The sequence below is a fragment of the Kitasatospora sp. NPDC051164 genome (assembly GCF_044455625.1).
Taxonomy (GTDB): domain Bacteria; phylum Actinomycetota; class Actinomycetes; order Streptomycetales; family Streptomycetaceae; genus Kitasatospora.
Genome location: NZ_JBITFB010000036.1, coordinates 40,268 through 66,671 on the forward strand (window position 1 = coordinate 40,268; position 26,404 = coordinate 66,671).

General features: G+C 71.1%; 22 protein-coding genes and 3 pseudogenes. 8 read left to right on the forward strand and 17 right to left on the reverse strand.

What is annotated here, in order from left to right; all coding sequences use genetic code 11:
- Positions 1-65: 65 nt before the first annotated feature.
- Positions 66-290 (reverse strand): annotated as a pseudogene (locus ACIBEC_RS38720) (IS256 family transposase); the annotation flags it as partial.
- A 442-nt stretch (positions 291-732) separates the two neighbouring features.
- Between ACIBEC_RS38720 and ACIBEC_RS38725 the strand changes: the two are divergent.
- Positions 733-1,926, forward strand: a complete 1,194-nt coding sequence (locus ACIBEC_RS38725) for an alpha/beta hydrolase (protein WP_360505541.1) — start codon at positions 733-735, stop codon at positions 1,924-1,926.
- A gap of 110 nt (positions 1,927-2,036) precedes the next feature.
- Here the strand turns inward: ACIBEC_RS38725 and ACIBEC_RS38730 are convergent, their stop codons facing one another.
- From ACIBEC_RS38730 to ACIBEC_RS38750, 5 genes are all read right to left on the reverse strand, one after another.
- Entirely contained in the window at positions 2,037-2,498 is a 462-nt protein-coding gene (locus tag ACIBEC_RS38730) for a hypothetical protein (protein ID WP_360505543.1), read from the reverse strand.
- A gap of 1 nt (position 2,499) precedes the next feature.
- The gene (locus tag ACIBEC_RS38735; RefSeq protein ID WP_360505544.1) at positions 2,500-2,946 is read right to left on the reverse strand and encodes a hypothetical protein; all 447 of its coding nucleotides are present in this window, start codon (positions 2,944-2,946) and stop codon (positions 2,500-2,502) included.
- Positions 2,947-3,120: 174 nt separating this feature from the next.
- On the reverse strand, positions 3,121-3,912 hold the full coding sequence (locus ACIBEC_RS38740) for a hypothetical protein (RefSeq protein ID WP_360505546.1): 792 nt from the start codon (positions 3,910-3,912) through the stop codon (positions 3,121-3,123).
- Positions 3,913-4,103: 191 nt separating this feature from the next.
- Positions 4,104-4,631 carry a hypothetical protein gene (locus tag ACIBEC_RS38745; RefSeq protein WP_360505548.1) on the reverse strand — a complete coding sequence of 176 codons (528 nt, stop codon included), beginning with the start codon at positions 4,629-4,631 and terminating at the stop codon, positions 4,104-4,106.
- Positions 4,632-4,669: 38 nt separating this feature from the next.
- On the reverse strand, positions 4,670-5,155 hold the full coding sequence (locus tag ACIBEC_RS38750) for a hypothetical protein (protein ID WP_360505550.1): 486 nt from the start codon (positions 5,153-5,155) through the stop codon (positions 4,670-4,672).
- Between the two features lie 697 nt (positions 5,156-5,852).
- On the opposite strand from ACIBEC_RS38750, the gene ACIBEC_RS38755 reads away from it, so the two are divergent.
- Positions 5,853-6,665, forward strand: a complete 813-nt coding sequence (locus ACIBEC_RS38755) for a hypothetical protein (RefSeq protein WP_360505552.1) — start codon at positions 5,853-5,855, stop codon at positions 6,663-6,665.
- A gap of 235 nt (positions 6,666-6,900) precedes the next feature.
- On the opposite strand, the gene ACIBEC_RS38760 is transcribed toward ACIBEC_RS38755, so the two are convergent.
- Positions 6,901-7,206, reverse strand: coding sequence for a hypothetical protein (locus tag ACIBEC_RS38760; protein WP_360505554.1), 306 nt, complete (start codon positions 7,204-7,206; stop codon positions 6,901-6,903).
- Between the two features lie 1,113 nt (positions 7,207-8,319).
- Here ACIBEC_RS38760 and ACIBEC_RS38765 point away from each other — a divergent pair.
- The 5 genes from ACIBEC_RS38765 (at position 8,320) to ACIBEC_RS38785 (ending at position 10,752) form a co-directional block, all read left to right on the forward strand.
- The gene (locus ACIBEC_RS38765) at positions 8,320-8,925 is read left to right on the forward strand and encodes a replication/maintenance protein RepL (protein WP_360505556.1); all 606 of its coding nucleotides are present in this window, start codon (positions 8,320-8,322) and stop codon (positions 8,923-8,925) included.
- On the forward strand, positions 8,919-9,299 hold the full coding sequence (locus tag ACIBEC_RS38770) for a helix-turn-helix domain-containing protein (protein WP_360505558.1): 381 nt from the start codon (positions 8,919-8,921) through the stop codon (positions 9,297-9,299). Before ACIBEC_RS38765 ends, ACIBEC_RS38770 begins: the two co-directional genes overlap by 7 nt.
- Positions 9,300-9,374: 75 nt before the next feature.
- Positions 9,375-9,866, forward strand: coding sequence for a GIY-YIG nuclease family protein (locus tag ACIBEC_RS38775; protein WP_360505560.1), 492 nt, complete (start codon positions 9,375-9,377; stop codon positions 9,864-9,866).
- Between the two features lie 317 nt (positions 9,867-10,183).
- Positions 10,184-10,465, forward strand: coding sequence for a hypothetical protein (locus ACIBEC_RS38780; RefSeq protein WP_360505562.1), 282 nt, complete (start codon positions 10,184-10,186; stop codon positions 10,463-10,465).
- Positions 10,462-10,752 (forward strand): hypothetical protein, encoded by a 291-nt coding sequence (locus ACIBEC_RS38785; RefSeq protein ID WP_360505564.1) that lies wholly within the window; start codon positions 10,462-10,464, stop codon positions 10,750-10,752. Before ACIBEC_RS38780 ends, ACIBEC_RS38785 begins: the two co-directional genes overlap by 4 nt.
- A gap of 77 nt (positions 10,753-10,829) precedes the next feature.
- Here the strand turns inward: ACIBEC_RS38785 and ACIBEC_RS38790 are convergent, their stop codons facing one another.
- The 7 genes from ACIBEC_RS38790 to ACIBEC_RS38820 all read right to left on the reverse strand — a co-directional run bounded on the left by ACIBEC_RS38790 (position 10,830) and on the right by ACIBEC_RS38820 (position 22,669).
- Positions 10,830-10,985, reverse strand: coding sequence for a hypothetical protein (locus ACIBEC_RS38790; protein ID WP_360505565.1), 156 nt, complete (start codon positions 10,983-10,985; stop codon positions 10,830-10,832).
- 306 nt (positions 10,986-11,291) lie between these two features.
- Positions 11,292-12,239 (reverse strand): hypothetical protein, encoded by a 948-nt coding sequence (locus ACIBEC_RS38795; protein WP_360505567.1) that lies wholly within the window; start codon positions 12,237-12,239, stop codon positions 11,292-11,294.
- On the reverse strand, positions 12,236-13,378 hold the full coding sequence (locus ACIBEC_RS38800; RefSeq protein WP_360505569.1) for a Mu transposase domain-containing protein: 1,143 nt from the start codon (positions 13,376-13,378) through the stop codon (positions 12,236-12,238). Before ACIBEC_RS38800 ends, ACIBEC_RS38795 begins: the two co-directional genes overlap by 4 nt.
- 379 nt (positions 13,379-13,757) lie before the next feature.
- Complete coding sequence (locus ACIBEC_RS38805; RefSeq protein WP_360505571.1) at positions 13,758-14,180, reverse strand: ATP-binding protein; 423 nt, start codon at positions 14,178-14,180, stop codon at positions 13,758-13,760.
- A gap of 89 nt (positions 14,181-14,269) precedes the next feature.
- Complete coding sequence (locus ACIBEC_RS38810) at positions 14,270-20,782, reverse strand: type I polyketide synthase (protein WP_360505573.1); 6,513 nt, start codon at positions 20,780-20,782, stop codon at positions 14,270-14,272.
- Between the two features lie 74 nt (positions 20,783-20,856).
- On the reverse strand, positions 20,857-22,131 hold the full coding sequence (locus tag ACIBEC_RS38815) for a beta-ketoacyl synthase N-terminal-like domain-containing protein (RefSeq protein WP_360505598.1): 1,275 nt from the start codon (positions 22,129-22,131) through the stop codon (positions 20,857-20,859).
- A 256-nt stretch (positions 22,132-22,387) separates the two neighbouring features.
- Positions 22,388-22,669, reverse strand: coding sequence for a DUF5988 family protein (locus ACIBEC_RS38820; protein WP_360505575.1), 282 nt, complete (start codon positions 22,667-22,669; stop codon positions 22,388-22,390).
- A gap of 559 nt (positions 22,670-23,228) precedes the next feature.
- On the opposite strand from ACIBEC_RS38820, the gene ACIBEC_RS38825 reads away from it, so the two are divergent.
- Positions 23,229-23,729: an IPT/TIG domain-containing protein gene (locus tag ACIBEC_RS38825; protein ID WP_360505578.1), complete on the forward strand. Its 501-nt coding sequence runs from the start codon at positions 23,229-23,231 to the stop codon at positions 23,727-23,729.
- A gap of 236 nt (positions 23,730-23,965) precedes the next feature.
- Here ACIBEC_RS38825 and ACIBEC_RS38830 read toward each other — a convergent pair.
- The 3 genes and pseudogenes from ACIBEC_RS38830 to ACIBEC_RS38840 form a co-directional block, all read right to left on the reverse strand.
- Positions 23,966-24,423, reverse strand: a pseudogene (locus ACIBEC_RS38830) (IS630 family transposase); the annotation flags it as partial.
- Between the two features lie 263 nt (positions 24,424-24,686).
- The gene (locus tag ACIBEC_RS38835) at positions 24,687-25,655 is read right to left on the reverse strand and encodes an IPT/TIG domain-containing protein (protein WP_360505601.1); all 969 of its coding nucleotides are present in this window, start codon (positions 25,653-25,655) and stop codon (positions 24,687-24,689) included.
- Positions 25,656-25,748: 93 nt separating this feature from the next.
- Positions 25,749-26,360, reverse strand: a pseudogene (locus ACIBEC_RS38840) (IPT/TIG domain-containing protein); the annotation flags it as partial.
- Positions 26,361-26,404 lie beyond the last annotated feature (44 nt).

Genomic DNA, 26,404 nt, shown 5'->3' on the forward strand with positions numbered 1-26,404 from the left:
GCGCTGCCGTGTGCGCCCCGCAGCGGCCCTCGAGGTGCTGAGACAATCAGGCCGCGAGGCCCCCCGGGGCGCTCCACGAGCCGGCCACGTTCGGAGCGTGCTCCGGCGCGGGCGAACGGGACGAGGTGGGCGCCGTTGACGGCCCGCCAGCGGGCCTGGACGGACTCGACAAGCTTGAACACCATCGCCCGCCCGGCGGCACGGGAGCCGGCGCCTTTGCTGACCTTCGTGCGATGGCGGACGGTGGCGAAGGTCGACTCGATCGGGTAGATGGTCCGCAGATGGATCCAGATGAGGCTGACGGTGGCGAGGGTGCTGGTCCAGTTGCCGGCGTGGTGAGCGGCACGGTCGTCCACGTACGCGGCCGCACCCAGCTTGGTACTGGTGACCAGGATCGGGCCGCCCACCGCGAGCCTTGTTCCGGCACGCCCGTGTCCCGCGAGCAACAGAGCAACATGTCTCACAGGACTAGTGCAGCGCCGCGTTGATCCTTCGGGGGTTCATGCCGCTTTGAGTGGGCTGCCGTCGTAGATCCAGCGGTAGGGCTTGGCGTCGTGCTCGTCGTAGGCCAAGACGAAGGTGGCGCTCGACGATGCCGGCGAAGGGAACCCGCGCCGCACGACATACTCCCGGCGGATTACTCCGGTACCTCGCGGGGGCTACGAACGACATCAGAGTGTTTGCATCCATGGGCTGATTCGATACGGAGCTGCGGAACCTAGCGTCTCCCCCATGAAACGCAATCGCCGTATCAGCGCTGTCGCGGCGCTGGCGCTCGCCGCCATCGTCACCGGAACCGGCACCGGGTTCGCCGCCACGGCCACACCGTCGGCCACGCACGCGTTCGACACCGCACCGGCCACGGCCACCGCGCCCACACGGTCCTTCCAAGGCACGCTCCCCGCGCCGACCGGCCCCTACGCCGCCGGCAAGGAGGTCATCCACCTCACCGACGCGAACCGTCTTGACCCGTGGGTGCCGTCATCCGGCCCCCGCCAACTGACCGTCACGATGATCTACCCGGCCGTCCCCGGGACCGGGACGCCGGCCCCATACATGACCCTCGGCGAGGCAGCCGGAATCCTCCAGCGCCAGAAGACGCCGGCGAGCTCCGGCGTCACCCCGCAGACCCTTGCCGGCGTCACCACCCACGCCTTCGACGGCGCGCGGCCGCAGAGGGGCAAGTATCCGCTGGTGATCCTCTCAGCCGCGCACGAGAACCCGCGCATGACGCTCACCGCGCTCGCGACCGACCTGGCCAGCCACGGCTACGTCGTCGCGCTCGTCGGCCACACCAACGAGGACAGCGGCGAGACGCTGGCGAACGGCCAGACGTCGTCGTGCGTGATCTGCGACAACCCGGCGCTCAACCTCGACTCCGTCGTCGCCAGCCGCGCGACGGACGTGTCCTTCGTGATCGACCAGTTGACGCACGGCAATACCGCGTGGCGCCTGGCCCACCTCATCGACAAGCACCAGATCGGCATGGCCGGACACTCCCTCGGCGGAGCGTCCGCCGCCGCCGCGATGATCGCCGACCCGCGAGTACGGGCCGGAGTGAACATGGACGGCACCTTCCACCCGACACCGATGCCCGGCCGGATCAACCGGCCGTTCCTCATGCTGGGCACGGCCGAAAACCACTCGGCCGGCGGCCACAACACCACGTGGGAGCAGGCATGGGCCGCCCTCGGCGGCTACAAGGAATGGCTGACGGTCACCGACGCCGACCACTTCGACTTCAGTGACCTGGACCTGCTTAAGAAGCAGGCCGGGTTCCCGACGCAGGGCCTCTCCCCGGAACGCGGGCTGGTGATCACCCGCGAGTACGTGACGGCGTTCTTCGACCGGACGCTGAAGGGGATCCACAGTCCGCTGCTGGACGGCCCCTCGCCGAACAATCCGGAAGTACTCTTCCAGCACTAGCCAGGCGCTAGCAGCGAGGCCTACTCGTATCGGGTCCCCCGGCGTTGTCGCTTTCCTGTCGCCTCGGGGCCGCTGCTGGCGTGATGGACGTCACCGTCCCCAGGGATGCGTCAGGCAGCAGCCGCCTGACCGCTTGCCCGTGTTACGCACTGGGCACGTAGACGTTCGATCTCCAGGTGCTGAGCGGCGAGCCGGGAGACGGCCAGCTGTCGGAATGCCATGAGTTCCTTGAGCTGCTTCTCCTGGGCTTGGAGGCGCTGGGCCAGGACGGCGTTGGCGTCCTTCAAGCGGGCAATCCGGGAGTCTCGCGGGTCCGGGGTCCCTCCTGCGCCCTGCATCGCCTTGAGTCGGCGAGTGAACTCCGCGGCGAGGTGCCGGTAGGGACCCGGTCTGGTGGTGCCGTCGGGGTTCTTCCTCGGGTAGAAGGCGGTACGGGTGACGCCGGCTTCGGCAGCCAGGGTCTTGGGATCGCACCGGCCGCCCTCTGGTACCTCGCCGCGAAGAAGTCGGTCCATGGCCGAGCGGATCGCGTGTTCGTTGCGGGAGCGGGTCTGTTCGGTGATCCGGGCCATCTCACACCCCGTTCTTGTGGGCGGTGTCGATGGCTTCCAGGACGCGCATATCGCGGTCGAGTTCCTGCTGCAGCCGGGTCTTCTCCACTCGCTGGCTGCGGCCGATCGCGGCGATGAACGCCTTCTTGTTCTCGGCGCCGGCGGCCCAGACCGGCCGGTGGCAGGCATGGTGGGTGGCCTGCGGGCAGCGCGCGGCGTCGCACATCCCCACCAGGGGCCGGTCGGGGGCCGGTGTGCCGGCCGGCTTGAGGCACAGGGCCTTGGCGGGGTCGGCGAACCAGCAGTAGTTCGCGGTGCCCGGATGCAGGGTCTTCGCGCGCCGGGCCAGGAGGTTCAGTACCTCCTGGTCTCCGCGCTTGGTGGCCGGCGCTCCGGGTCCGGCGCCGGTGTGGGTGTCGACGAAGGCAAAGAAGTCGAGAAGGCTCTTGGCGCCGGGGCCGACGGGCATCCGGCCGGCCTTGTAGTCCTGCCGGACCTGCCAGGTGAGGTCCCTGTTGCGTTCGGCCTCCAGCTTGCCGACCTCGGCGAAGAGGGAGGCCTGGGCGCCGCCGGGCCGGGCTAATGGTGGAGTCGGGTATCGGAACTGTCCGAATGCCGTGTTGGTTCGACCAGCAGGGGCCGGTCACCCATGGCACTTGAGCTTGATCAGCAGGACATCGTCGGCAAGCGCGTCCAGGTACCCGCCGATGTCGTGTTGGTAGTGCCACCCGTCATCCATGTGAGGGCAGGTCTCCCAGTCCTCGCAGAGAGCGTGGACAGGCGTGATTCCGTCCTCGATCCACCAGCCGTCGAGCGTGAGAAGGTCGGGTTGCTGGATGCGGGCGGTCACCCGGCGAACGAAGTCCGCCCGGTCACCGTCGAGTGCGGCGACAAGGCCAATCTGGTGGTTCAACCACGAGATGTCACCAAGCTCAGGGATCTGGCTGCACGGATCCGCGACGAACGCCTGAAGCAGCGGCTGTTTCGTGAAGTCGGCCCACATCCGCTCCGTCGGATAACCCTGATCCTCCAGGTGACGGGCGCGGAGCGTCGACCACGGCAGCATCGGCGGATGCTCGGGGGCGAGGCGGTGCCACAGATCCCACGGATCGCCTGCTCGGGTTCGGACGGTCGCCATCCGCTTCGAGAGTGCGCGGAAGTCGGTCAAGTCCAGCAGCCCCCGTGGCCCGCCGGCGCACATCCCGGGCCGGCTCGGAAGCGGTGTGCCGTCATAGCGGGGGTCGTCGTGGATCAGCTGCGTGCTGTCGTGGAACCCAGTGCGTGCCGAGAATCCGCTGCCGTCACTGCCTCCGCGGATCGCCCACCAGTCCCAGATGGACCGCCACTGCGGGTTGGCGTACATCTCGAACGGTGCCATCGCCTGCCCGAGCGCCGTGACGAGGTCATCCCGCGCAGTCGCGGGCAGACAGGCCACGACCCGGATTCCCGCCACCTCCGCCCCCGTATCCCACGCTCGACCAGTCCGCGCATGACCATATCGGGCCGATCCCGCCCGGCACGAGGAGGTTTTCCGGGAAGTGATCATTTCAGCGGCGGGACGCGATTCTCAGCACGATGCTTCGTTGAAGGCCGGCCCCGGGGCCCAAAGGTGCTGTTCACGAGGAGTCATGTGCCACTTCCGCTCGGGTCGGGCCAGCTGTTCCGTCGGCTGACGTCTGCGGCGTAGGCGGCCCAGTCCCCGGCGGACGCTTTCTGCCATTGGACGGCGACTTGGATATGGATGCCGAGCATCCGGGCGAGGATGGCGGCGGGGAGTTCCACGGCGAGGGTGAAGAGCGCGGTGGAGCGGTCCTGTTGGGGCCGAATTCCGATCCTGTGCAGCCCCATACCGATCTGGCTGTCGCTGAGCGGGCGCCCTGGCCGTCCTCCAGGGAAGAGCCAGGGGATGTTGTCCGGTGTGCCGATCTCGGCCTTTCCACGACGGGTCGCGACGAGCTCGCGGACCAAGGCGGCCAGCGGACTCGGGAGGGTGACGGGCGAGGTTCCGAAGGTGATTGCCACGGTGTCGCCGGTGATGTCGACGTCATCGACGGTGAGCTGGCTGATCGTGGAGATCTTCTGCGCGTAGAGGATCAGCAGCAGTCCAGCAACGCGATCCGTGGTGGGCAGTTTGTCGTCGTTGAGTATTGGCACTGTCCGAATGCCTGCGGTGCAGAGCCGTTGGGGCGGGCTCAGATGTAGTCAAAGAAGCGGTCCCACCAGGTTCGTGGCTCGAAGTACGTACCGAGGTTGCTGACGCCGTCGTATCGGTTCCAGAGCAAGTGCTCGGAGACGGCGATGTAGCCGAGTGCTTCGAGTTCGTCGTCGATGGGGCGACGGTCGGCGGTGTCGAAGAAGACGTTCTCTTCTTCCTCGTCGTAGCTGCCGGGGTTCCCCAGCGTCACGGCGACGAGGTTGCCGTAGTTGCTGACCGTGATGGTGAGGTGGTCGCCGCTGACCGTCGTACTGGCGGGGATGACGATGGTGCCGTGATGGTTCGCGTCCTGGACGCCTCGATCGACGGTGCAGGTGCAGCGGAACCGCTGATCCAGCCTGTTGGCGAGCTGATCGAATCGCGCTCGGGTCGCGACGTGGTCGTAGCTCGCAGGGAACTCCATGCGGTCGGGATCGTCGAGGTCCCTCAGCAGAGCCCAGATGTGCTGGTCATCGAGGGGCATGGCCATCGTCTCCGTGTCGGTGGGGATGCTTGATGCGGTGGCTGACCTGCGCGGCGTAGGTGGCCCAGTCGCCGGCGGCCGCCTTCTGCCACTGGACGGCCACGTGGATGTGGACGCCGAGCATTCGGGCAAGGATCGCGGCTGGGAGCTCGGTTGTGAGGGTGAACAGCGCGGTGGAGCAAGTCGCCGCTGGCGAGGAGATCAGCGTCTCGTCGGTCGCCCGCGCCGCCGGCGTCCACCGCGGCCTGATTCACCGTCACGGAGACCTGCATGCGGCCGTCATCGCCCGCGCGAGCCGGCCCCCACCCGGCGCGACCACTGGAGCATAGGTCAGTCGCAAGTCTCTGCTGACCGACGTCGCGAACCTCACCGCCCGCAACGGGCGACTGGCCGCGCACATCACCCGGCTCGAACGACGCCTCTCCGAGGCGCTCGGTCAGGCCGCCTGGGAAGCATCCGGCCTGGGCACCCTCGCCGACGGCGAGACGCTCAACCGCAGGGTCGCCGAGCTGGAACAGCAGCTCCTCGACCTCCGCCCGAGCTCATCGACCGAGACGAAGACTTGGCCGCCGCCCGCGCAGCGAACCGCGAGCTTATGACGAAACCCAACGGATGCCAGGCACCAGCCCGTTGATGTAGCGGTCGACCTTCGGAAACCGCTCGCGCCGGCGGAGGCCGACCTCTGAAACTGGTCACCATGAACACCCTGTCGATCAGGACACTGGGCCTGATCATCGAGACCGCGGTCGACAGCTGCAGCGGGACTGAGCTGAAGAACATGCTGATGATGACCGAGCTGGGTGACGGTGATCCGCCCAAGTTCACCAGCAAGGCCGAAATGCTGCGGCCGGCTCTGCTGAGAGCCCAGCGCTCCGCTACACAGGGGGACAACGCGAACGCGCACAAGGCTCTGCTGGAGTTCGTCCGACTCCTCGTCGAGAGCCTCAACCCGTTCTACCGCGACAAGCTCCCAGCTCTGACAGAAGCGATGTCGGGCGATGGCTTCGAGCTCCAGATCACCCGGAACAACTCGAAGCTCACCTGCCGAGTGCTGCCCAACGAACCCACAGTCGCCCCTCTCAACCCGGAGATCACCGCGCTGGAGGCGGAGCTGAAGGCGCGCGGCTACACCCAGGCGCTCGGCCACTACCAGCTGGCCGTGAAGCACTTCGCCGAACAGGACCACGCATCCTCGAACGGGCAGCTCAGGGCAGCCCTAGAAAGCTTGATCGTCAGCCTCGCCGTCGACCACGCTGGCTACACCGACAACGGTAAGGCCAACCAGGGCGGCGTCGCGATCAAGAGTCTCTACACTCCGGGCGGAAGACCGCCCGCTGCCCTCGGCCAGCCGCTGCCGGAACGCGACGGCGGAGCCATGCTTCAGGGGATCTGGGACATCTCGCACTCGAACGGCTCGCACCCGGGGCTGTCGGACGCGCAGGAGGCGCGTATTCGCATGCAGCTGATCACCGGTCTCGCGCAGTTCCTTCTCCGGCACTTCCCTATCTGAGCGCCGAGGGGGTTGTCGTCCGCGACACATGTTGCGGAGCCAGCAACCCGCTTTTGACCTGCTCGGATAGTGCTGGCGGCGGTGCCGTGGACGGTGCCGTCGTCGCCGGTGACGGGGGCCGCCTCGGTGGCTCCCTTGGTGCGGGCACAGAAATCGCTCTGGACGAGGTGGTCGACGTCCGCCCCGGCGCGGAGCAGGGCTTAGGCGGCGGCGAAGCGGGCGGCGCGGGTGCTGCTCATGAGGTACCTCCGGGGCCGGGTGTCGGCCGGGCGGCCGCGCCGCTCACCACGGCGCCCCGACCCTGCGGCCCGCCACCACGGCGGCCGCCACCACCGAGGAGGACCTGGTAACCACCCAGCCCGACCACCAGGACGCGGCCGCGCCTCGGCCGGCCACCCTGCACGAGCTGCGCACCGCGCTGTCCCGCTACGGCCTGCCCGGCGACCGCGACCTGTTCGAGCGGGACCTGGCCGCCGCCCTCGACTCCTCCCCGATCGGCGAGCTGGACGCCGTCGCCGAGGTCATCGCCACCTACCGCCACCGCCTCACCCTGCGCACCAGCACCGAGGCCATGGCCTCCCTCGCCGCGCCCATTGGCGGTCAGCAGTGGGCCCCGGCCAACGAGGCCTTCACCCCGCTCTGCGCCGCTGTCGGTGACCCCGGATGCCCTGCTGCCCCGCCCGGGATGAGGCTGCAGCCACAACAACGTCGCGGCCTGCGGCAGACTCGGTGGCTGAGCGCGGCGCGCTCCGCTACCGCACCCTGGCCAGCGCCCGGATGCGCTGGAGCATCCTTCGCTGCCGCCTGCCCTGCGCCGCCGTCCCGCCGTCAGGGCCGTGGCCGGCCCCGCCGTCCCGCCGTCAGGGCCGTGGCCGGCCCCGCCGTCGGCCCGTCACCGCACCGGTCACGCCGAAGACGGCGTGACACTGGGCAGTTGCCATCGAGCAGGCGGCTGGTGCACGTGCTGGGCGGGGGTACCTGCCGGATCGGCCTGCACCGGGTGCCCGGCCTGCCCACCGACTGGGCGGTTTCCGATGTCACCACCCACCTTCACGACCTGGGACCGCCGCCCGGGACCACCCGCTGCTGGTTCCGCCCGCCGGTCCGCAGCGCCAGCAGCGGCAGGGCCCGGGTACCAGCCGCCAGGACTAGTAGGCATGGAAAGGGCCCCCTGGGCCCGGGTCCGGCGGCAGCCGGACTTCCATGACTGGCGCAGTGAGCTCGGACGGCCCCGACCAGCAGGGCCAAACCGAGCCCAGCCCGGGCGGCGGCAGCGGCATGGCCAGTCAGCCCGCTGGGAGCGACCTGCGGCAGACGGGTCGGGCCCCTTTTTTGTAAGAGGGGAGTCGGGCGATCATGCCTTTGACCTGCAAACTTGGAAAATCAAAGGTCTGGCCGCGCCGACACTCAGGGTGTTTTGGGGTCACTGAACGCCGACATTCAGCCCCAATGTTTCGCAACTCTGCGAAACATTGGGTCGGCACTACGCGACGCCCCACGGCATCCGCATGATCATCCGACCTGGGCCAGATGATCCGGCTTCCGGAGGGATCGACCACCGCTGCGACACATGTTTCGCACCCGAGCGCAGGATTCTTCGCAATGCTGCGAAGAACATGTAGCGTCCTGTCGACACGAGCAAAGGATCACGGTCTTGGCACAGGCAGAGCGCGACAGCACCCGCAGGCAGGCATCCCAGCGCACCCGCCAGCAGCCGAGACTCCAGCCCGCCGGTCCCCAGCACCAGCGCGACCTCGCCGCCGAGATCGTCCGCGGCTACGCAGGCCACCTCCCCGACGGCGTCTACGAGGCCCGCACCCGCTTCTACCGCCGGGCCCCTCACGAGGTCCTTGGGTCCGACGGTTACGCCCTCCTCAGCCGCTACTTCGCCCGCTTCGTCCTCCCACAGGCGCTCATGTCCGGGGAGATGACCAAGCTCCAGTGCGCCGTGCTGTCGAACATCGTCGGACGGGCCGAACGAGGGGTCTGCCACGCCATCCAGCGCGAGATCGCCGACGAGATCGGCACCAGCCGCTCCAGCGTCAGCCCCGCCCTCAAGCACCTCGCCGCCCGCAACTACATCCGCAGCGTCGGCCGGGGAATCTGGCAGCTCAACCCCCTCATCGCCTACAAAGGCAACGGGGACGAGCAGCAGACGTTCCTGGCAGAACTCCGGGCGCTCGCCCTGGAAAACGGATTCCCTGACATCATCGGACTGGAAGCCCTCCAGACCGGAGACAAGGAGTCGCCAGCATGCTGATGGTCACCGACCTGTTCGGGATGCTGCGGCGCCTCGAACTCACCCCCACCGCGACGAACGTCCTGTCCGTCATGGTCGAACGGCAGAACCCTGGCGGGGTCGTGCCGATCACCCAGCAGGACATCGCCGAGGAACTGCAGATCCTCCCCTCCGTGGTCAGCCGCGGCATGACCCTTCTCGTCGAGCGCGGCCTCGTCCTGCGCAAGGGCTACCGCTACCGCCTCCACCCCGCCATTGCCGGCTACAGCTCCGAACTCGAGATGCAGGCCGCCATGGCCCGCGCCGCCCGCGAGGGCGTCCCACCCATCCTGATCCCCGACTACCAGGCAGCCCCGCCCAAGGCTGGCCGCACCCGGCTGCGCGCGGTCGGCTGACCGCCCCGGGGGCTCGTGTCGTACCCCGGAGCTACGGTGCACGGCAGAAGCTCCGGGCTGTAAGACAGGTAGGGGATGGCGCAGTCGGCAGAGGAATTCGTCTACCTGATCACCGCCACAGGCGCCCGGACGGCGAAGATCGGGCGCAGCACCGATCCGGGGAGTCGGCTGGCGGCTCTGCAGGCTGGGTCGCCTGTCGCGCTGCTTCTTGCCGCGACGTCTCCTGGCGGTCCCCGGTTGGAGCGGTATCTCCACAAGGCGTTCGACGGTTACAGGATCCATCGGGAGTGGTTCGACTTTGGCGACCGGGATCCTCTTACCGAGGTCACCGTGGTGGTCGAAGCGTACGAACCCGAGCCGGGGCATGAGGACCGGGCGGGACGGTTCCGGGACGTGGGACCCCCGCTGCACACGCTGGCTCTCACCGGCGGGGAGCCACGATCGACTGGATACGCGAGCACGGCGGAGCGCAGGCAGCGATCCGGGTTGCCCCCGACACGGTGGCGCCTGAGATCCTCGCCAGCGTCACGACCGTCAAGGTTGCCCTCGCCCGCCTGGTCAGGCTGAACATTCTCCTGAAGACGAGCCCGCGCAGCGGCACCTACCGGCTCAATCCCCGCCGGTTTCGGGAAGGGGGGTCTGCTGCCCAGTCCGCCGCGTGCCGCCAGGTTGACGCGCCGTTGCGGACGAAGACCCGGGGCTCGCGCAGCTGCGGGCTTCGTGCGACGAGTTCGGGGCACAGCCGGATGATCCCGGACACGACTGGCCACGCCGAACCCGGCGAACCGGCCTGCGAGCGTGAGCGGCCCCGGGTATCGGTCGGCACTGCGGAGGTAGGAGACTGGTACCTGGTCCCGCCCGTACGAGAGCCTCTGGAGGAACCGGTGAGCGCAGCGCCCCTGCACGGCCATCACGACGGCCAGCAGCCCATCCCGCGCACCCAGGACGCCGTCGCCGCGGCCCTGCCGCCCGCGCAGCGGATGGAGTTCTACCGGGAGATGGGCGAGGCCAACGACGAGACGATCGGCGGCGTCCTGCGCCGTTGGTGGCTGCGAGCCAGGCTCTACCAGGACGCGGAGGGCGACCGCATCCACGCCGCCGTCCAGGCCGGCACCGCTCCCGGCGCCCCCGCTTCGGCGGTCCTGCGCCGACTCGGGGCCCTGTGAGCGACTACACCGAGCTCCCGGACGACGACGACCCGATCACCCTCTCTCCAGCCGTTGAGGAATTCCTTGGCGACCCGGACATCCCCGCCGACGTCTTCTCCGCCGTTGTTGCGTTCATCGTCGACCTGCGCGAACACCCCTTCCCGCACCTGAGCATGCCCGTCCCCGGACGGTCCGGCATGCACTCGGCGCCGCTGCGCCGGGACCTCGGTCTGGTGGAGTACGCGGTGAACGAGAGCGCGGATCCGCCGCAGATCTACGTCTCCCGGATTCTGCGCGCGGACTGAGCGCGCCGCGGAGTCCCGAAGGGAGGGTCTCCGCGACCGTGGTGGGTTGTGCGTCGTCCGGGCGGTGGTCATGGTTCCTACGTGGTGGGTGGTGGGGTCAGCGCATCAAGGGCGTGGCCCAGGGCGGCGGACCAGGCCTTGAGCTGCTGGGTCTGCCCGTACAGGACCCGGGTGTTCGCACTCCGCTGCAGGAGCGGGTCGAGGGCGGCCCGGACCCGGGGGAGGACTGCCACGGGGTCGGGATGCTCGCAGGGGTACAGCAGGCGCAGCACGGCGGCGGTGGCGTTCGCCGATCAGGTGGGCGAGGGTGCGCCGTTGCTTGTCGTCCGAGGTCCTGGCGGGTGGTGACGAGGGCGCGCCAGCGGGCGCGGACGGCGTCGGGTCCGTCGGACCAGCGCGCGGGGAAGGGAAAGTGGAGCTCCCGGCCGGCTCGGGAAGTGGGCCGCGACAGCCGATGCGCGGAACGCGACCGCCGCTGCGGAGCGGATCGGGTCTCCCGCTCCGTCCCTTCGGCTTCTCCTACCCGACCGCCGCCGCCGTCACCGCTGCCCCCAGTCCCACGGGGCCAGCCGGGCGCCGCGCAGGCACGCCACTTGGTGGACCGCCAGGTCGCGGGTCCGGGAGTCGAGGCGGGCGCGGCGCACGGTGTCCATCACGGCGGTGAGCACGACGACGTCCCGCACGACCTGGTAGCCCGACCACGCGCCGATGCGGTCGCAGGGCATCGCGGCGTCGGTGCGGCCGTGCGTGGTGTAGGTGCGGTGGTAGGCCTGCAAGTCGTCGCGGCGGCCGCGCAGCAGCTCGTTGCTCCAGCGCGCGGCGACCAGGTCCCACTCCCGGTGGCCGCGCCACAGCGGTCTGCGCAGCGCCAGCCGCGGGTGCGTCCCGCCGTCGTGGCAGTGAGCGAGTCGTCGGGCGCCGAGGATGACGGTGGGCGGGGTCGGCCAGTCGATGCCTGCCCACTGCGCGCGCAGCCAGGCGGTGCACTCGAACAGGAACCGGCGGGCGGACTCGCTCAGCGGGGTGTCGTCCAGGCCGTCCAGCAGGCCGGCGAACGGGTCGTGGTCCTCCAGCCACAGCGCGGACCCGGGATGGATCCGGTGCACCGCGGCGGTCACCCGGGCGCTCAGTGACTCGTCCCGGCGCCGTTCCCCGGGGTCGTGCCAGAAGGTGACGGCCCGGCCGGCAGCCGTGCGCACGCCGCCGTAGTACGGGGTGACGACGGCCACCCGGTGCTGTTCCAGCAGCTCCGCGCCCCGCACCAGCGCCCATGCCTCGTCCTGACCCGTGTGTACCAGGGCGATCGCGCGCGAGGCGGGCAGCGACCAGACGTCGTGGGGGTGGTCGCTGACCAGCTCGGCGTGCCGGGCGTCGTCGCCGGTGGCCGCGCAGGCCTGGGCCAGGGCCACGTAGGACGCTGTGACGTCCTGTCTGCGGGTGCGGCCGGTGGTCTCGAGCAGCGCGCTGGTGCTCGGTCCGATGCTCACGGAGCGGTCCTCGGGTGCGGAGTCGACGGACACGGTGTCCTGCGGGCTCGCGCCCCGGCGCCGGTGGTCCGGCCGGGCCGTTCCAGGGCGATCGGGCCGTCGTGCCCGGCGACCGTCCGGCCCGCCCCCCTCGGCGCCCTCCGGAAGCAGGCGATGACCGCCCCGCGGGTGGTGGTGATCGACAGGTGGGGTTCGTCCAGCCGTCGGCGGATCCTCACCTCGTTGCCGACGAGACCCGCGGGGAGCAGGTAGAGGTTGCCCTCGAACGGCACGAGTCCGCGGGGGTCGACCCTGCGCTGGACGCAGATACGCGCCGGGAACGGCTTCGAGGGCAGGGGCAGCAGGGCTCGGGTGCGGCAGCCCGACGGCCGGTTCCGGCTGCCCAAGCGCTCGGTCAGGCGGTCGAGGCTGTCCTGGGCCGCCTGCACGCCGGGTTCGCCGGTCGCGGTGTCCCACCAGTGGAGGACGACGGAGCGGTGGGCGCGGACGACGGGGTTGGGTGCTCCCGTCTGCGGGCGGATCGCGATGGAGGCACCGTAGTGGATCGCGATCTCGTGGAAGACGGCGGTCACCTTGCCGGCCGTCGAGCAGACCGGCGCGGTCCGGTCGAATAACCAGCGCTCGCCGGTGCCGCCGAGGCGGCGCAGCACCTGGTCCAGGGCTTCCACGCAGTGCGGGAGGTCGGTGGTGCCGGCCAGGGCGGCCCGCCAGTGGCCGGATCGCGTGAGCGAGCCCATGAGCAGGTACATCTCTTGCCCGCAGTCCCATTCGACGGGTGGGGCCGGGAGCCGTACCCAGTCGAACTGCACGTCTTCCAGGGGGCCTCGGCCGGGGCTGGCCCTCCCGCGGTGGCGCGGTCCGCGACGCGGCCACATCAGATGCCTGCGCAGGGCGCGGGTGAAGGTCGAGTAGGCGCGGTTGTAGCCCAGCTCGACGATCTCGCCGTGGAGCGTTCTCGCCTGCAGGTGCGGATCGTCGTCGAGGCGCTGCCGGCAGTACGGGACGAACTGCAGGAACTCGTCACGGGTCTCCGCCCGGACCCCTACGGTCCGCTCCCCGTTGAGGTAGGCCGTGACCGTCTTGCGGTCACGGCCCATGCACCGGGCGATCGCCGAGATGGACCAGCCCTGGTGGCGCATGGCGCAAATCTCTCGGTATTCCTCTGCACTCAGCATCCAGACTCCCAGCTATCGGAATTTCGCCGCCGCAAAGCGCCTTGAATTAGCGGCGGCCGCCAGGCATGGTCGAAAAAATACAGCATGCGACCGAACCACTCAAGGAGCGGAAACGTTTCTTTCCGGATATATCGTGGGCAATTTCAGGGAGCATGTTTACCGCCACCCCGACCGGGAACTCCACCCCGGCTCCCAATACAATCACGTACACTTATTGGGGAATTCTGCCGAGCGGCGCGGGAATTGCATATTGAAGGACGCTCGAATCGCGCGCGCTGTGAGGACCGGTGCCGAACCGTTCGTGCGGCGGCACGGCTGGTGGGGTCCGGGACGGCGCGCGGCCTCACAGCGGCAGTCGGCAGGAAACCGTCTTGGTTCCGTCGACATGGAAACGGTACCCCCACGAGCCGGCGATGCTCTCCACCAGCAGCAGCCCGCGCCCGCCTTCTTGGGAGGCGGTTGCCCGGTACGCCCGGGGAGCAATCGCGGAGCGGTCCCGGATCCCGATCGACAGCCACCGCTGCTCGAGCGCGATGGTCACCCTGATCCGGTGCTCGCTATCGGTGTACCGGATTGCGTTCGTCAGGAGCTCAGAGGTCAGGAGTTCGGCGTCCTCGGTGAGGTGTGCTACATCCCAGAGGCTGAGAATGGCGTTCACGGCACGGCGCACGGGTCCCACGCAGTGGGTCTCCGGCAGGACGAACATGGTGACGCGCCGTCCCCGCGTGTCGTGCGGGCCCGAGCGTGGCGAGTCTGCGAAGGTCATGGCCGTCCCCCGATTCCCTCCCCCGGCAAGGCCGGGATCCCGTGCTTGGCGGTCCGGCAGTGGCTTGGCGCCGGCGGCCCGCAGTGAGCTCATGGGTTCTTCCTCGGCGGTTCGGTGCCGGCGGCGGCGTCCGACGGCCGGGCCGACCGCGGCGAGCGGGGAGCGATGATGTCCGCGGCCCGGGGCGTGGCCCGGCCGGGGGGATCCGGTGGAGCGTCGGCGGTCAGGCTGATGCCGATGTGCTGCGCGAGGCCGTCGGCGAGAGCTGCCAGCGTGGGGTGGCCCGCGACGAAGTCGCCGGCGAGCCTGACGCCGAGGGAGGCCTCCAAGCGGGTGCGCAGTTCGATGCGGAGCAGGGAGTCGAACCCGAGCGCGTTCAGCGGGGTCTGCGGGTCCAGGGTGCTGGCCCCCAGCCGGAGCACGGTGCGGATGTGCCCGGCCAGGTGGTCCTCGAGGACCGTGCGGCGGGCGAGGCCGGGTTCCGCGGCCCGCAGCTCGCCCCGGATGTCGCGCGCCGCATCCTGCCCGGACGCCTGTACGGGGGTGCCGGGTGCCTCGGGCGTGAAGAGGGCGAACAGCGAGGACGCCCGCCCGGCCGGGGGGATCCAGGTGTCCGGCGGGCCCGGGATCACGCCGGTGCGTACACGGCCGTGGGTCAGGAGCGCCGCCAGGGCCTCGAGTCCTTCTGCGGTGGGAATGGTCTGGTAGCCGCGGGCCGCGAAGCCGGTGGCGACCCCGGTTTCGCCCCAGGGCCCCCAGTTCACGGCCAACGTGGGCAGGTCCAGGGCGGTGCGCCAGGTGGCGAACGCGTCGAGCCACGCGTTGGCGGCCGAGTAGGCGCCCTGGCCCGGGTTGCCGAGCAGGGAGGCCATGGAGGAGTACAGGACGAACCAGTCGAGCGGCAGTCCGGTGGTGGCCTCGTGGAGGCGCCAGGCGCCGGTGACCTTGGGATGCCAGACGCGTTCGAGCTGGTCGTCGGTGATGTTGGACACCGCGGCGTCGTCGAGGACCATCGCGGCGTGGACCACGCCGCGCAGTGTCCCGCCGCCCGCGGTGGCCTCGGCCACCAGCTGCTCGGCGACGCCGGGCTGCGCGATGTCTCCGAGCACGACGCTGACGCGGGTCCCCTGTTCGCACAGTCCGGCGAGGACCCGTTCGGTCTCGGCGGAGGGGGACGTGCGTCCGTTGAGGACGAGGTGGGCGGCGCCTCGGCCCGCCAGCCACAGGGCCGTGGCGAGGCCGACGCCGCGCAGGCCGCCTGTGACGATGTAGGCGCCGTCCGCCCGTACCGGCGAGGGCGGGTCGCGCAGTACGGCTGTGGCGTGGCCTTCGCCGGGCACCGTCAGGACCAGTTTGCCGATGTGCCCGGCGCCGGCCATGAGACGGAAGGCGTCGGAGGCCTGCGCGAGCGGATAGGTCCGGCACGGCAGCGGGGCGAGGGCGCCCTGGCGGAGTTCGGCGAGGACCTCGCCCAGCAGCTCGGCGAAGGTGTCCGGGCGGGTGTCCTGGAGCTCGACGAGGTCGACCGTGCTCATGGTGATGTTGTGCCGTAGCGGTGCGAGTCCCAGCGGGGTGTCGGCGAGGATGTCGCGCACACCCAGCTCGATGAACCTGCCGAAGGGGCGCAGCGTTTCCAGTCCGGCCCTGATGGCGGGCCCGGAGAGGGAGTTGAGGACCACGTCGACACCCTCTCCGGCGGTGGCGTCGCGGGTCTGCTCGGCAAAGTCCAGCGAGCGGGAGTCCATGACGTGCCGGATGCCCATCGCGCGCAGGTACTGGCGCCTGTCCTCGCTGCCGGCGGTGGCGAGCACCTCGGCGCCCAGGCGCCGCGCGACCGCGATCGCGGCCAGTCCGGTCCCGCCGGTGGCGCTGTGGATCAGGACGCGCTCGCCGCCGGCGAGCCTGGCCAGGCGGCGCAGTGCGTACCAGGCGGTGAGGTAGGCGACAGGCAGCCCGGCGGCCGTCTCCGCGGGCAGGCCCGCCGGGACGGGGGCGACGGCGGCGGCGGGCAGGGTGGCGAAGGTCGTGAAGAGTCCGCCTCGCACGTCGGCGGCGAGGACGCTGTCGCCGACGCACACGTTCCTGACGCCTGGTCCGACCGCGGTGACCACGCCGGTGGCTTCGAAGCCGATGCGGTAGCCCGCCTCGTCGTCGGTCGCCAGCATGCCCATGGCGGTGAGCACGTCGCGGAAGTTCACGCCCGCGGCGTGGAGGCGCAGTTCGACCTCACCGGGGCCGGGGGCACGCCGTGGTGAGGTGGTCAGGCGCAGGGCGTCGAGGTCGCCGAGGCGCCCCGCGTGGAGCTGGAAGCGGTCGGCGCCGTAGCACACGGTGCGGGTGACGGCGGCGGCGCGTTCGGTCTCCGACAGGGGGGTGTAGGACAGCCGGGCGATGTGCCGGGTGTCACCGCGCAGGGCGATCTCGTCCTCGGGGGGGTCGGCGAGGAGTTCGGCCGCGAGCCGGTGCAGGCCGGTGTCGGCACGGTCGGCGTCGATGAGGGTCGCCCGCAGCTCCGGATGTTCGTGCGTCAGGACGCGCACGAGTCCGCGCAGGGCGCTCTGGGCGGGGTCGGCGGGCTGCCCCGGCTCCGGAGCGTGGGCGGACCGGGTGACGGCGAACAGGCGGGCGGGCGTGCCGCGCGCGATCGCGCTCTGTGCGGCGGCGAGCAGGCGGCGGGTGCGGCACAGTGCGATCGCGGCGGCGTCGTCCTCGGGCGCGGACGGCGCGGACAGGAGGACCACGGCGCACGGTGCGGGTGCGCAGTCCCAGTGCCGGGCGATGCTCTGCTTGAGCGGCTGGAGGGCGGCACTGTCGACGGGGACGTCGAGGACGTCGGTGCGGGCTCCGGCGAGCTCGAGGGCGTCCGCCAGTGCCCGGGCGGATCCGTCCGCCTCGCCGATGACGAGCCAGGGGCCCGGGGCGGGCGGTTCGAGGCCCTCCCGGCGCGGCACCGGCTGCCAGCGGGTCTCGAGGAACCACCGGTCGACGGTTTCGTCGGCCTCCGCGCCGCGGCGTACGAAGCGCAGCGCGTCGATCTCGACGAGGGGGTTTCCCGCCTCGTCCAGCAGCCGCACGTCCCCGACGATGGCGTCCGCGGCGGTGTGGGTGAGCCGGGCGTGCGCGTAGCAGGCGTCCTCGGGGGCTGCGAGGATCCGCACGGCGCGCATCCCGACTGGCAGTACCAGGCCGTGGCCCGGTTCGTCGATCAGGCCGGCGACGACGAGCTGGGCGCACAGGTCCAGGAGGACCGGGTGGATCCGCAGGCCGTGGCGGGCGGTGCGTGCCGGGTCCGGCAGCGTCACGCGGGCCCAGAAGCTGTCGCCCTGGGCGCAGGTGCGCAGCTCGGTGATGCCGCTGAAGGCGGGTCCGTGCTCCAGGCCCCGTGCGCGCAGGCTCGCGTAGAGGGCGTGCGGATCCAGGACGACGGGGTGGTCGGCGGCCAGTGCGGCCGCGGGGAGCACCGGTGTCCGGGGGGAGGCATCGATGCGGCGCAGGACCGCGGTGGCCTGCCGTACCCAGGTCCCGTCCCTGTCGCGGCCGAAGACTTCGCAGTCGGCGCGGTCGGCGCCGGTCAGGGTGACGGTCGTGCCGACGGGCGTGCGGGCGTCGAGGTGCAGCAGCTCGCGGAAGCGGATGTCGGTCGCTTCGACATCGTGCGCGGCGCCGCGGAACACCTCGCCGGCCGCGGTCAGGGCCAGGGCGCAGTAGGCGGCGCCGGGCAGGACCGGCCGGCCGTGGACGCGGTGGTCGGCCATCCAGGGCAGGACGTCGGTGCCGGTGTCGGCGTGCCAGGTGTGGCGGGGCTGGTCGCCGGGCACCTCCGTGTGTGCTCCCGGCAGGGCGGCGGGGGTGCTCTCGGTGTGCGGGGAGGCCGCTGCGGGCGGGGTGGTGTCGGTCCAGTGGGGTCGGCGGTCGAAGGTCAGCGCGGGTACGTCGGCCAGGCGGCCGCCTGCGTAGAGGCGGGACCAGTCGACGCCGACTCCCGCGCAGTGCAGGGCGGCGAGCTGGGTGCGGAAGGTGGTGCGGTCGTCTTCCCCCTTGCGCAGTGTCGGCAGGATCACGGGCTCGTGGAGCAGGCCGGTCAGGCTCTGGGCGAGGGGGCGGGTGACGACGGCGTGCGGCGAGATCTCGATGTACACCTGGTGGCGGTCGGCGGCGGCCGCGGCCACGGCGGCGCCGAAGCGTACGGGTCGGCGCAGGTTGGCGCACCAGTAGGCGGCGTCGAAGACCGGGGTGTCGCGGGGGTCGTCCAGGACGGTGGTGTAGAAGGGGACGGTCGGCCGGCTGGGGGTGAGCTCGGCGAGCTCGGCGGCGAGGTCCGCGAGCAGCGGGTCGACCTGGGGGCAGTGCGAGGCGACGTCGACGTCGATCAGACGTGCCACGAGCCCGCGGGCCTGCCAGGCGGTGGTCAGGTGCCGGACGGCGGCCGCGGTGCCGGCGACGACGGTCGAGTCGGGGGCGGCGACGACGGCCACCGACACCGTGCCGTCGCCGATGGCGGCGAGGTCGTTCTCGACGGTGGCGCTGTCGAGGCCGACGCTCGCCATGGCGCCGGCTCCGGCGATGCGGGTGAGGAGGGCGGAGCGCCGGCAGATGACGCGGACGCCGTCGGCCAGGGTGAGCGCTCCGGCGGTGACGGCGGCCGCGACCTCGCCCATGGAATGGCCGATGACGGCGGCCGGTTCGACCCCGTGGTCGCGCCAGGCGGCGGCCAGGGCGACCTGTAGGGCGAACAGCGCGGGTTGCACGCGGCCGCAGCCGCTGACGTGTTCGCGGTCGCGGACGGCCCGCAGGACGGAGAACCCGGTCTCGGCGTCGATCAGCGCATCGGCTTCGGCCAGGGTCTCGGCGAAGGCCGGCTCGTGGTGGAGCAGGCCGTGCCCCATGCCCTGCCACTGCGAGCCCTGGCCGGAGAACACCCAGACGGGACGGCGGATGACGCCCGCGCCCACGTGGCCGCGTACGACGCCGGGGTGGGCCCGGCCGGCTTCGAAGGACTGCAGGGCGTGCGCCAGGTCGCGGTGGGAGTCGGCCACCACGCCGAGCCGGCCGCGCCCGGGGGAGCGGCGCAGGGCGAGGGTGTGGGCGATGTCGCGCAGGGGGGTGGCGGCTCCCTCGTCCTCCAGCCAGTGGGCCAGGCGCGCGGCGGCGGCGGGCAGTGCGTCCGGGGAGCCGGCGGCGAGGAGGAAGACGTGGGGTGGGGCGGCCTGCGGCCGCGACGGCGGTGCGCCGGCGGGGACGGCGGCCGCGTGTGCGGCGGTGCCGGCGGTGGGAGTGCCGGGGAGGACGACGGTGCGGCGGCGGGCCGGGGCCTGTTCGAGGACCACGTGGGCGTTGGTCCCGGAGAAGCCGAAGGAGGACACCGCGGCCAGTCGCGAGGCCGTCCGGGTGGGCCAGGCGGACAGGCCGGTGGGGACGAACAGGCGGGTGCCCTCGGCGCTGATGGCCGGGTTCCACCGGGTGAAGTGCAGGTTGGGCGGGACGAGCCCGCGCCGGAGGCAGAGCACGGCCTTGATCAGGCCGATGACGCCGGCCGCCGGTTCCAGGTGGCCCACGTTCGTCTTCACCGAACCGAGCGCGCAGCGCCCCTGTCCGGTGCCGTAGACCGCGGCCAGGCTGGAGAACTCGACGGGATCGCCGACGGGTGTGCCGGTGCCGTGCGTCTCCACCAGGCCCACGTCGCGCGGGTCGGTTCCGGCTCGGGCGAGGGCTTGGCGGTAGAGGGCCTGCTGGGCCCCGGCGGAGGGTGAGGCCAGGACGTCGGAGCGGCCGTCCTGGTTGACGGCCGAGCCGCGGACCAGGGCCAGGACGCGGTCGTCGTCCCGTAGCGCGTCCTCGAGGCGCTTGAGGACGACGACGCCGCAGCCTTCGCCGCGGACGAAGCCGTCCGCGGCCGCGTCGAAGGTCCGGCACCGGCCGGTGGGCGAGAGCATCCCCATGCGGGCGAAGGACATCGTCGTCCTGGCCCCGAGTACGAGGGTGACGCCGCCGGCCAGCGCGAGATCGCACTCGCCGTCGCGCAGGGCCTGGCAGGCCAGGTGGACCGCCACGAGCGAGGACGAGCACGCGGTGTCCAGTGCCACGCAGGGGCCCTGCAGGCCCAGCAGGTAGGAGATGCGCCCCGGGGCGACGCAGTGCCCGTTGGTCAGGACCGCGCCCTCGAGTTCCCGGGGGTGGCCGGCGAGGGACTCCATGTAGTCGGTGTAGCTCAGGCCCGAGAACAGTCCCGTGGAGGTCCCTGCCATCCGCTCCGGGGGGAGTCCGGCGTGTTCGAGTGCCTCCCACGTCACTTCCAGGAGCAGCCGGTGCTGGGGGTCCAGGACGTCGGCCTCCTTGCCCGAGACCCCGAAGAAGTCGGCGTCGAAGCCGGCGACGTCGCCGAGGTATCCGCCCCACGGCGGCATCGGCCCGGCGGCGTGGGCCGGGGCCGCGGCCATGTGCCCCGCGCGGCCGATCGGCGGTTGGCCGACCGCGTCCCGGCCGGCTTCGAGCAGCCGCCACAGCGCGGCGGGCGAGTCGATGTCGCGGGGAAGCCGGCATCCCATGCCGACGACGGCGATGTGCGCGTCAGCAGCTCTCAGGTTCTCTGTGTGGCCCATCATGCTCTCCTACGCGCTTGCGCGGACGGGGGTGGGGAGCGCTCGCCGTCCGGCGGTGCGGTCGGCGGATGCCGGGGTCAGTCGACGTCCGAGCTGCCCAGCAGGATCGCGCTCTTGACGCCACCGATCTGGTAGTTGCAGGTGAGCGCGTAGTCGAACTCCAGGTGCCGGGTGCGCAGCCCGGGGACGGGGTCGAAGCAGATGTTGTCGGCCGGCTCCTCGCAGTTCGCGGTGGGGCACACCTCCCCCCGCCCCAGCATCAGGAGGGTCAGGGCGACGCCCAGGGCTCCCGCCGGGGCGCCGTTGTGGCCGAAGCAGGCTTCCTGGGAGGTCATCAGGAGGTCTCCGACGGCGTCGCCGTAGAGCTGTCGGGCGGCGTTCGCCTCGAACGCGGTCACGACGACGTCGCCGTCGCTTCCGCCGTGGATGTAGGGGATCTGGCCGATGTCCCACCGGTCGCCGAGGCACTTGCGGATGGCGGCGACCAGCGAGGCGCCGTTCTCGTCGCTTGCGAGCGGGTTGGACAGGCCGTCGCGGGTCATGCCGTGCGACAGGACCTGGCCGTAGGTGAACGCCCCGCGCTGCTGGGCGTGGTCGCGGCTCTCCAGCACCAGGGTCACCGACCCCTCCCCGTGGTTCACGCAGTCGGCCCGCCGGTCGTAGGGCCTCATGACCCGGTCGAAGGCCGGGAGGAGATCGGGCATGCCGTCGACGCGGATCGTGTCGTAGGCGCGCTGGGCGCCGTGCAGCAGACGCTGGACGTTCTGGATCACGTCCACGCTGAACACGTCCACGCCGGTGACGACGACGAGGTCGGTCTCGCCGTCCGCGATCATGCGGCGGGCGTTGCCGATCTGGACGGCGGAGGACGCGCAACCGCACGACACGGTGAAGCAGGGGCCGCTCGTACGCATCAGCGCCCCTTGGACCAGCGCCACGTCGGAAGGGGTGAGTCCCTGCTGGGCCCTGACGAACAGCTCCATCGCCTGGTGCGGCGAGATGGCGCCCGCGTCGGCGTGCAGGACCTCGAGGTAGCTGGCGACGTTGGCGTCGATGCCCCCGCGCCCGACCAGGACGGCGGCGTCGGTGAAGTCGCCGTCCCTGATGCTCAGTTGGGCGTCCGAGCAGGCTTCCACGAGGGACACCAGCCCGTAGCGGTGCGCGTTGGTGTAGTGCTGGGAGAAGATGCCCGGCAGTCCGGGCAGGCGCTCCGCGAACGCCCCGTCCGGCAGATCGACGGAGCCGTAGTAGACACCGTGGTGCTTGAGGCACGAGCGGCCGTTGGAGGCCACGTCCCAGACCTCGCCCGCGGTGAACAGCGGCTGCTCCTCGCCCGGCAGGCAGAACCCCATGCCGGTGACCACGGTGTCCCGCCCGCCGCTGCCGCCTCGCGGGCGCCGGCCGGAGGGCCCGCTCACGACGCGTCCCCACAGGTGCAGGGCTGACGCTCTGTCCGTACTCGTACGGGACGGTCGCTGGTCATTGCTCACCTCGGAGAGTGGGGTGGGGGGTGGGGTGGTGGGGTGGTGCGGAGCGGCGCCGCGTCGGTGTGCGGTTCCCGGGGCCCGGCGCCGGTGTCGGATGCCGGGCGGGCGGTGGCGGGCGCACCTACTCGGCGATGGCGGTCCGGTACGACCACTGGTAGACGGGCATCAGTACGCCGCCGACGTCCTTGAAGTCCTGTGTGATCTCGAAGTGCTCATAGCCGTTCCCGCGAGGGATCCGCAACCGGATCTCGGCGCCTCCGGATTTCACTTCCCGAATCTCGGGAATGTCTCCAGGGCCGCCCTTGAGGAAGACAAGCAGACCGTTGGGCACGACGCTCACCTTCCCATTCGGAAACGCAGAAGAATTCTTCGAGACGATCATCAGCCGGTTGACGGCGTACATCCGGAATACCCCACGGAAAGCTGTTCAACCCAGGGAGCGCCAACAGCGCATGAAGTGAGCCAGGGGCGCACTCGCACCGCAGCCACCAGACCACGGGGACGCCCCGGAAGCCGTGATGACACCCGAACAAAGCCCCGATCAAGAATCACCGGCAAGAATAAGTATGAAAACTGCGCCATGCTCCCCGAGGCGCGCCGCGTTATGAGCATAGCAGCAGGTCAAAGCGGTGAGTTCGCCGACTTTCGAATACGATCTCCCCAGCTTGCGAGCGCTCCCACCGTGGTTCCCTCCCGAATTCTCGAGAACTCCTCGACCGGCATCCGGGAAGACCCCTGCCAGTGCTCACCTAAAATACCCAGTGGCAAGCCTTCGATCGCTTCCGACTCCGCTCGGTGAGGCGTCAAAAAAGTTGTGCGCCCCCGATCGGCATCATGCTCCAATCCTTATCGAATTCCCTATTGCCACCCGATGGAACCCGAACCTACCGTGAGGAAAACGCCTCCCCGACTCGGCCGCAATGGCCTTGTCAGGCGTTCGGAAGACGGAAAAGAGGAATCCTATGTCCCCGATTCTCCTCGCACTCGTCCCCTCGCAGGGTCCGGCGACCGGGGGTAGCCCCGTGCTCCTCGTCGGCACCGGACTGACCGGGGCCACGGCGGTCCTGTTCGGCGCCACCCCCGCGCTCAGCTACACCGTCCAGTTCGACGGCGCCATCACGGCCGTCGCCCCGCCCGGGACCGGGACCGTCCCGGTCACGGTGGTCACGCCCTCCGGCACCAGCAACAACCTCAGCTACACCTACCAGCCGCCGACCCCGCCGACCATCCTCGCGCTCGTGCCGCCGGTCGGCCTGGCCACGGGCGGTCTGCCCGTCCTCATCGTGGGCCACGGCCTGTCCGGCGCGACGTCGGTCCTGTTCGGCGCCACCCCGGCCTCGAACTTCACCGTGCTGGGCGACGGAGCCATCCTGGCCGTCTCGCCGGCCGGAAGCGGAACCGTCCCCGTCACGGTGACCACGCCCGCCGGCACCAGCAACGGCGCCTCCTACACCTACCTGTAGGACGGCGGCCGAACCGCCGGTCCGCGCGCGACGTGATCCGGGGGGATGAGAACAGTGAGCTCCGACAGCAGGCGCTGTCGGAGCTCACTGTTCGTCGGAAGCTCGGCCATGGGCGGGGTTCCGATGCCCGCGCCGCTCCCGACAGTGGCGGCGACCCTGGTGTGATGCGCCACGAATCGCGAGGGTATTTTCTACTCTGCCGGCGGATTGATCCTGGTGAGGCAGTCGCGAGGGACGCGCTCGACCTGGGTGATCCAGGAGGAGCCGGTCGGGGTGACGTGGACGTGGAAGCGCGGGTGCCTGGCCGGCCATGTCCTGATCTCGGCGGTGTTGTGGGTGGCGTAGTCGTCGCACACCAGGTGCACGTCGAGTTCGCGGGGCACGGCCTTGTCCATCGTAACCAGGAACTTCTTGAACTCGATGGCCCGGTGGCGGCGGTGCGGTTCACCGAGGACGGTGCCATCGGCGATGTTGAACGCGGCGAACAGGCTGGTGACGCCGCGCCGTAGACGGTCGTGGGTGCGGCGTTCGGGCATGCCCGGCATCATCGGCAGGACCGGCTGGGACCGGTCGAGCGCCTGGCTTTGGGCCTTCTCGTCGACGCGAAGCACGACCGCCCGCTCGGGCGGGTTGTGGTACGACCGACGACGTCGACGACCTTGTCGACGAACGGCGGGTCGGTGGACGGCTTGAAGGCGTCCTGCAGCCCGTCCGGCCGCTTGGCGACGAAGCGGGCCCGCCGACGCTCCAAGCCGTCCCACTGCGGTATTCGACATACCGTCAGCACACGCAGGGATGACCCGGGCCCGCTCGGCAGTTCTCCGGTCCCACGACCCCGCCCGACGCACCGACTCGGCACGCTTGTCCTCGGACAGCGTGATCACCACGGCAGAAGGCCCAGGATGCGACACCCAAATAGGATCGCAACCTACCCTCGCGATTTGGTGGCGCATCACACTAGATCGCCGGTGCGGCGGTGTAGGTGTAGGCGAGGCCGTTGCTGGTGCCGCCGGGGGTGGTCACGGTCACCTGCACCGTGCCCGAGCCTGCGGGCGCCGTGGCGACCAGGCTGCTGTCCGACACGGCGGTGAAGGCGGCCGGCGCGGACCCGAAGTCGACCGCGGTGGCAGCGCCCAGCCCGCTGCCCGTCAGCGTGACCGTGTTCCCGCCCGAGGTCGGCCCCGCCACGGGAACCACGCTCACCAGCTGGGGAACAGGAAGGTACGTGAACGCCACACCGTTGCTGGTGCCGCCGGGCGTCGTCACGGTCACCTGCACCGTGCCCGAGCCCGCCGGAACCGTCGCGGTGATCTGCGTCGCCGACACCACCGTGAACGACGAGGCGTCGACGGTACCGAACCGCACCGCCGTCGCCTCCAGCAGATTGCTTCCGAGGACGGTGACGGTGGTTCCGCCCAGGACGGGGCCTTCGCCCGGGACCACAGCGGTGAGCTGGGGGTTGCTCAGGTAGAAGTAGGGCACGGGGAGGCTGGTTCCGCCGGGCGTGGTGACGGTGACGCCGGACGGCCCCGGCCCCCCGGCCGGCACGGTCGCGGTGATCTGCGTCGCCGACACCACCGTGAACGACGAGGCGTCGACGGTACCGAACCGCACCGCCGTCGCCCCCGTGAACCCGCTGCCCGTCAGCGTGACCGTGTTGCCACCGGACGCCGGCCCCTGGGCCGGGACGATCGTGGCCACCACCGGTGCGGCGGTGTAGGTGTAGGCGAGGCCGTTGCTGGTGCCGCCGGGGGTGGTCACGGTCACCTGCACCGTGCCCGAGCCTGCGGGCGCCGTGGCGACCAGGCTGCTGTCCGACACGGCGGTGAAGGCGGCCGGCGCGGACCCGAAGTCGACCGCGGTGGCAGCGCCCAGCCCGCTGCCCGTCAGCGTGACCGTGTTCCCGCCCGAGGTCGGCCCCGCCACGGGAACCACGCTCACCAGCTGGGGAACAGGAAGGTACGTGAACGCCACACCGTTGCTGGTGCCGCCGGGCGTCGTCACGGTCACCTGCACCGTGCCCGAGCCCGCCGGAACCGTCGCGGTGATCTGCGTCGCCGACACCACCGTGAACGACGAGGCGTTGACGGTACCGAACCGCACCGCCGTCGCGCCCGTGAACCCGCTGCCCGTCAGCGTCACCACCGACCCCGCCGCCCCCGACGCCGGACTGACCGAACCGATCACCGGAGCAGCGACCGCGTACGTGAACGCCACACCGTTGCTGGTGCCGCCGGGCGTCGTCACGGTCACCTGCACCGTGCCTGACCCCGCCGGAACCGTCGCGGTGATCTGCGTCGCCGACACCACCGTGAACGACGAGGCGTTGACGGTACCGAACCGCACCGCCGTCGCCCCCGTGAACCCGCTGCCCGTCAGCGTCACCACCGACCCCGCCGCCCCCGACGCCGGACTGACCGAACCGATCACCGGAGCAGCGACCGCGTACGTGAACGCCACACCGTTGCTGGTGCCGCCGGGCGTCGTCACGGTCACCTGCACCGTGCCTGACCCCGCCGGAACCGTCGCGGTGATCTGCGTCGCCGACACCACCGTGAACGACGAGGCGTTGACGGTACCGAACCGCACCGCCGTCGCCCCCGTGAACCCGCTGCCCGTCAGCGTCACCACCGACCCCGCCGCCCCCGACGCCGGACTGACCGAACCGATCAACG

Excerpts from the sequence above, each read along its gene's own strand:
- ACIBEC_RS38755 (WP_360505552.1), top strand. The coding sequence starts at position 5,853 with ATGAACACCCTGTCGATCAGGACACTGGGCCTGATCATCGAGACCGCG.
- ACIBEC_RS38800 (WP_360505569.1), bottom strand. The coding sequence starts at position 13,378 with ATGCGCCACCAGGGCTGGTCCATCTCGGCGATCGCCCGGTGCATGGGC.
- ACIBEC_RS38815 (WP_360505598.1), bottom strand. The coding sequence starts at position 22,131 with ATGGGGTTCTGCCTGCCGGGCGAGGAGCAGCCGCTGTTCACCGCGGGC.
- ACIBEC_RS38775 (WP_360505560.1), top strand. The coding sequence starts at position 9,375 with ATGGCGCAGTCGGCAGAGGAATTCGTCTACCTGATCACCGCCACAGGC.
- ACIBEC_RS38820 (WP_360505575.1), bottom strand. The coding sequence starts at position 22,669 with ATGTACGCCGTCAACCGGCTGATGATCGTCTCGAAGAATTCTTCTGCG.
- ACIBEC_RS38730 (WP_360505543.1), bottom strand. The coding sequence starts at position 2,498 with ATGGCCCGGATCACCGAACAGACCCGCTCCCGCAACGAACACGCGATC.
- ACIBEC_RS38805 (WP_360505571.1), bottom strand. The coding sequence starts at position 14,180 with ATGACCTTCGCAGACTCGCCACGCTCGGGCCCGCACGACACGCGGGGA.
- ACIBEC_RS38770 (WP_360505558.1), top strand. The coding sequence starts at position 8,919 with ATGCTGATGGTCACCGACCTGTTCGGGATGCTGCGGCGCCTCGAACTC.
- ACIBEC_RS38725 (WP_360505541.1), top strand. The coding sequence starts at position 733 with ATGAAACGCAATCGCCGTATCAGCGCTGTCGCGGCGCTGGCGCTCGCC.
- ACIBEC_RS38750 (WP_360505550.1), bottom strand. The coding sequence starts at position 5,155 with ATGCCCCTCGATGACCAGCACATCTGGGCTCTGCTGAGGGACCTCGAC.
- ACIBEC_RS38810 (WP_360505573.1), bottom strand. The coding sequence starts at position 20,782 with ATGATGGGCCACACAGAGAACCTGAGAGCTGCTGACGCGCACATCGCC.
- ACIBEC_RS38735 (WP_360505544.1), bottom strand. The coding sequence starts at position 2,946 with ATGCCCGTCGGCCCCGGCGCCAAGAGCCTTCTCGACTTCTTTGCCTTC.
- ACIBEC_RS38825 (WP_360505578.1), top strand. The coding sequence starts at position 23,229 with ATGTCCCCGATTCTCCTCGCACTCGTCCCCTCGCAGGGTCCGGCGACC.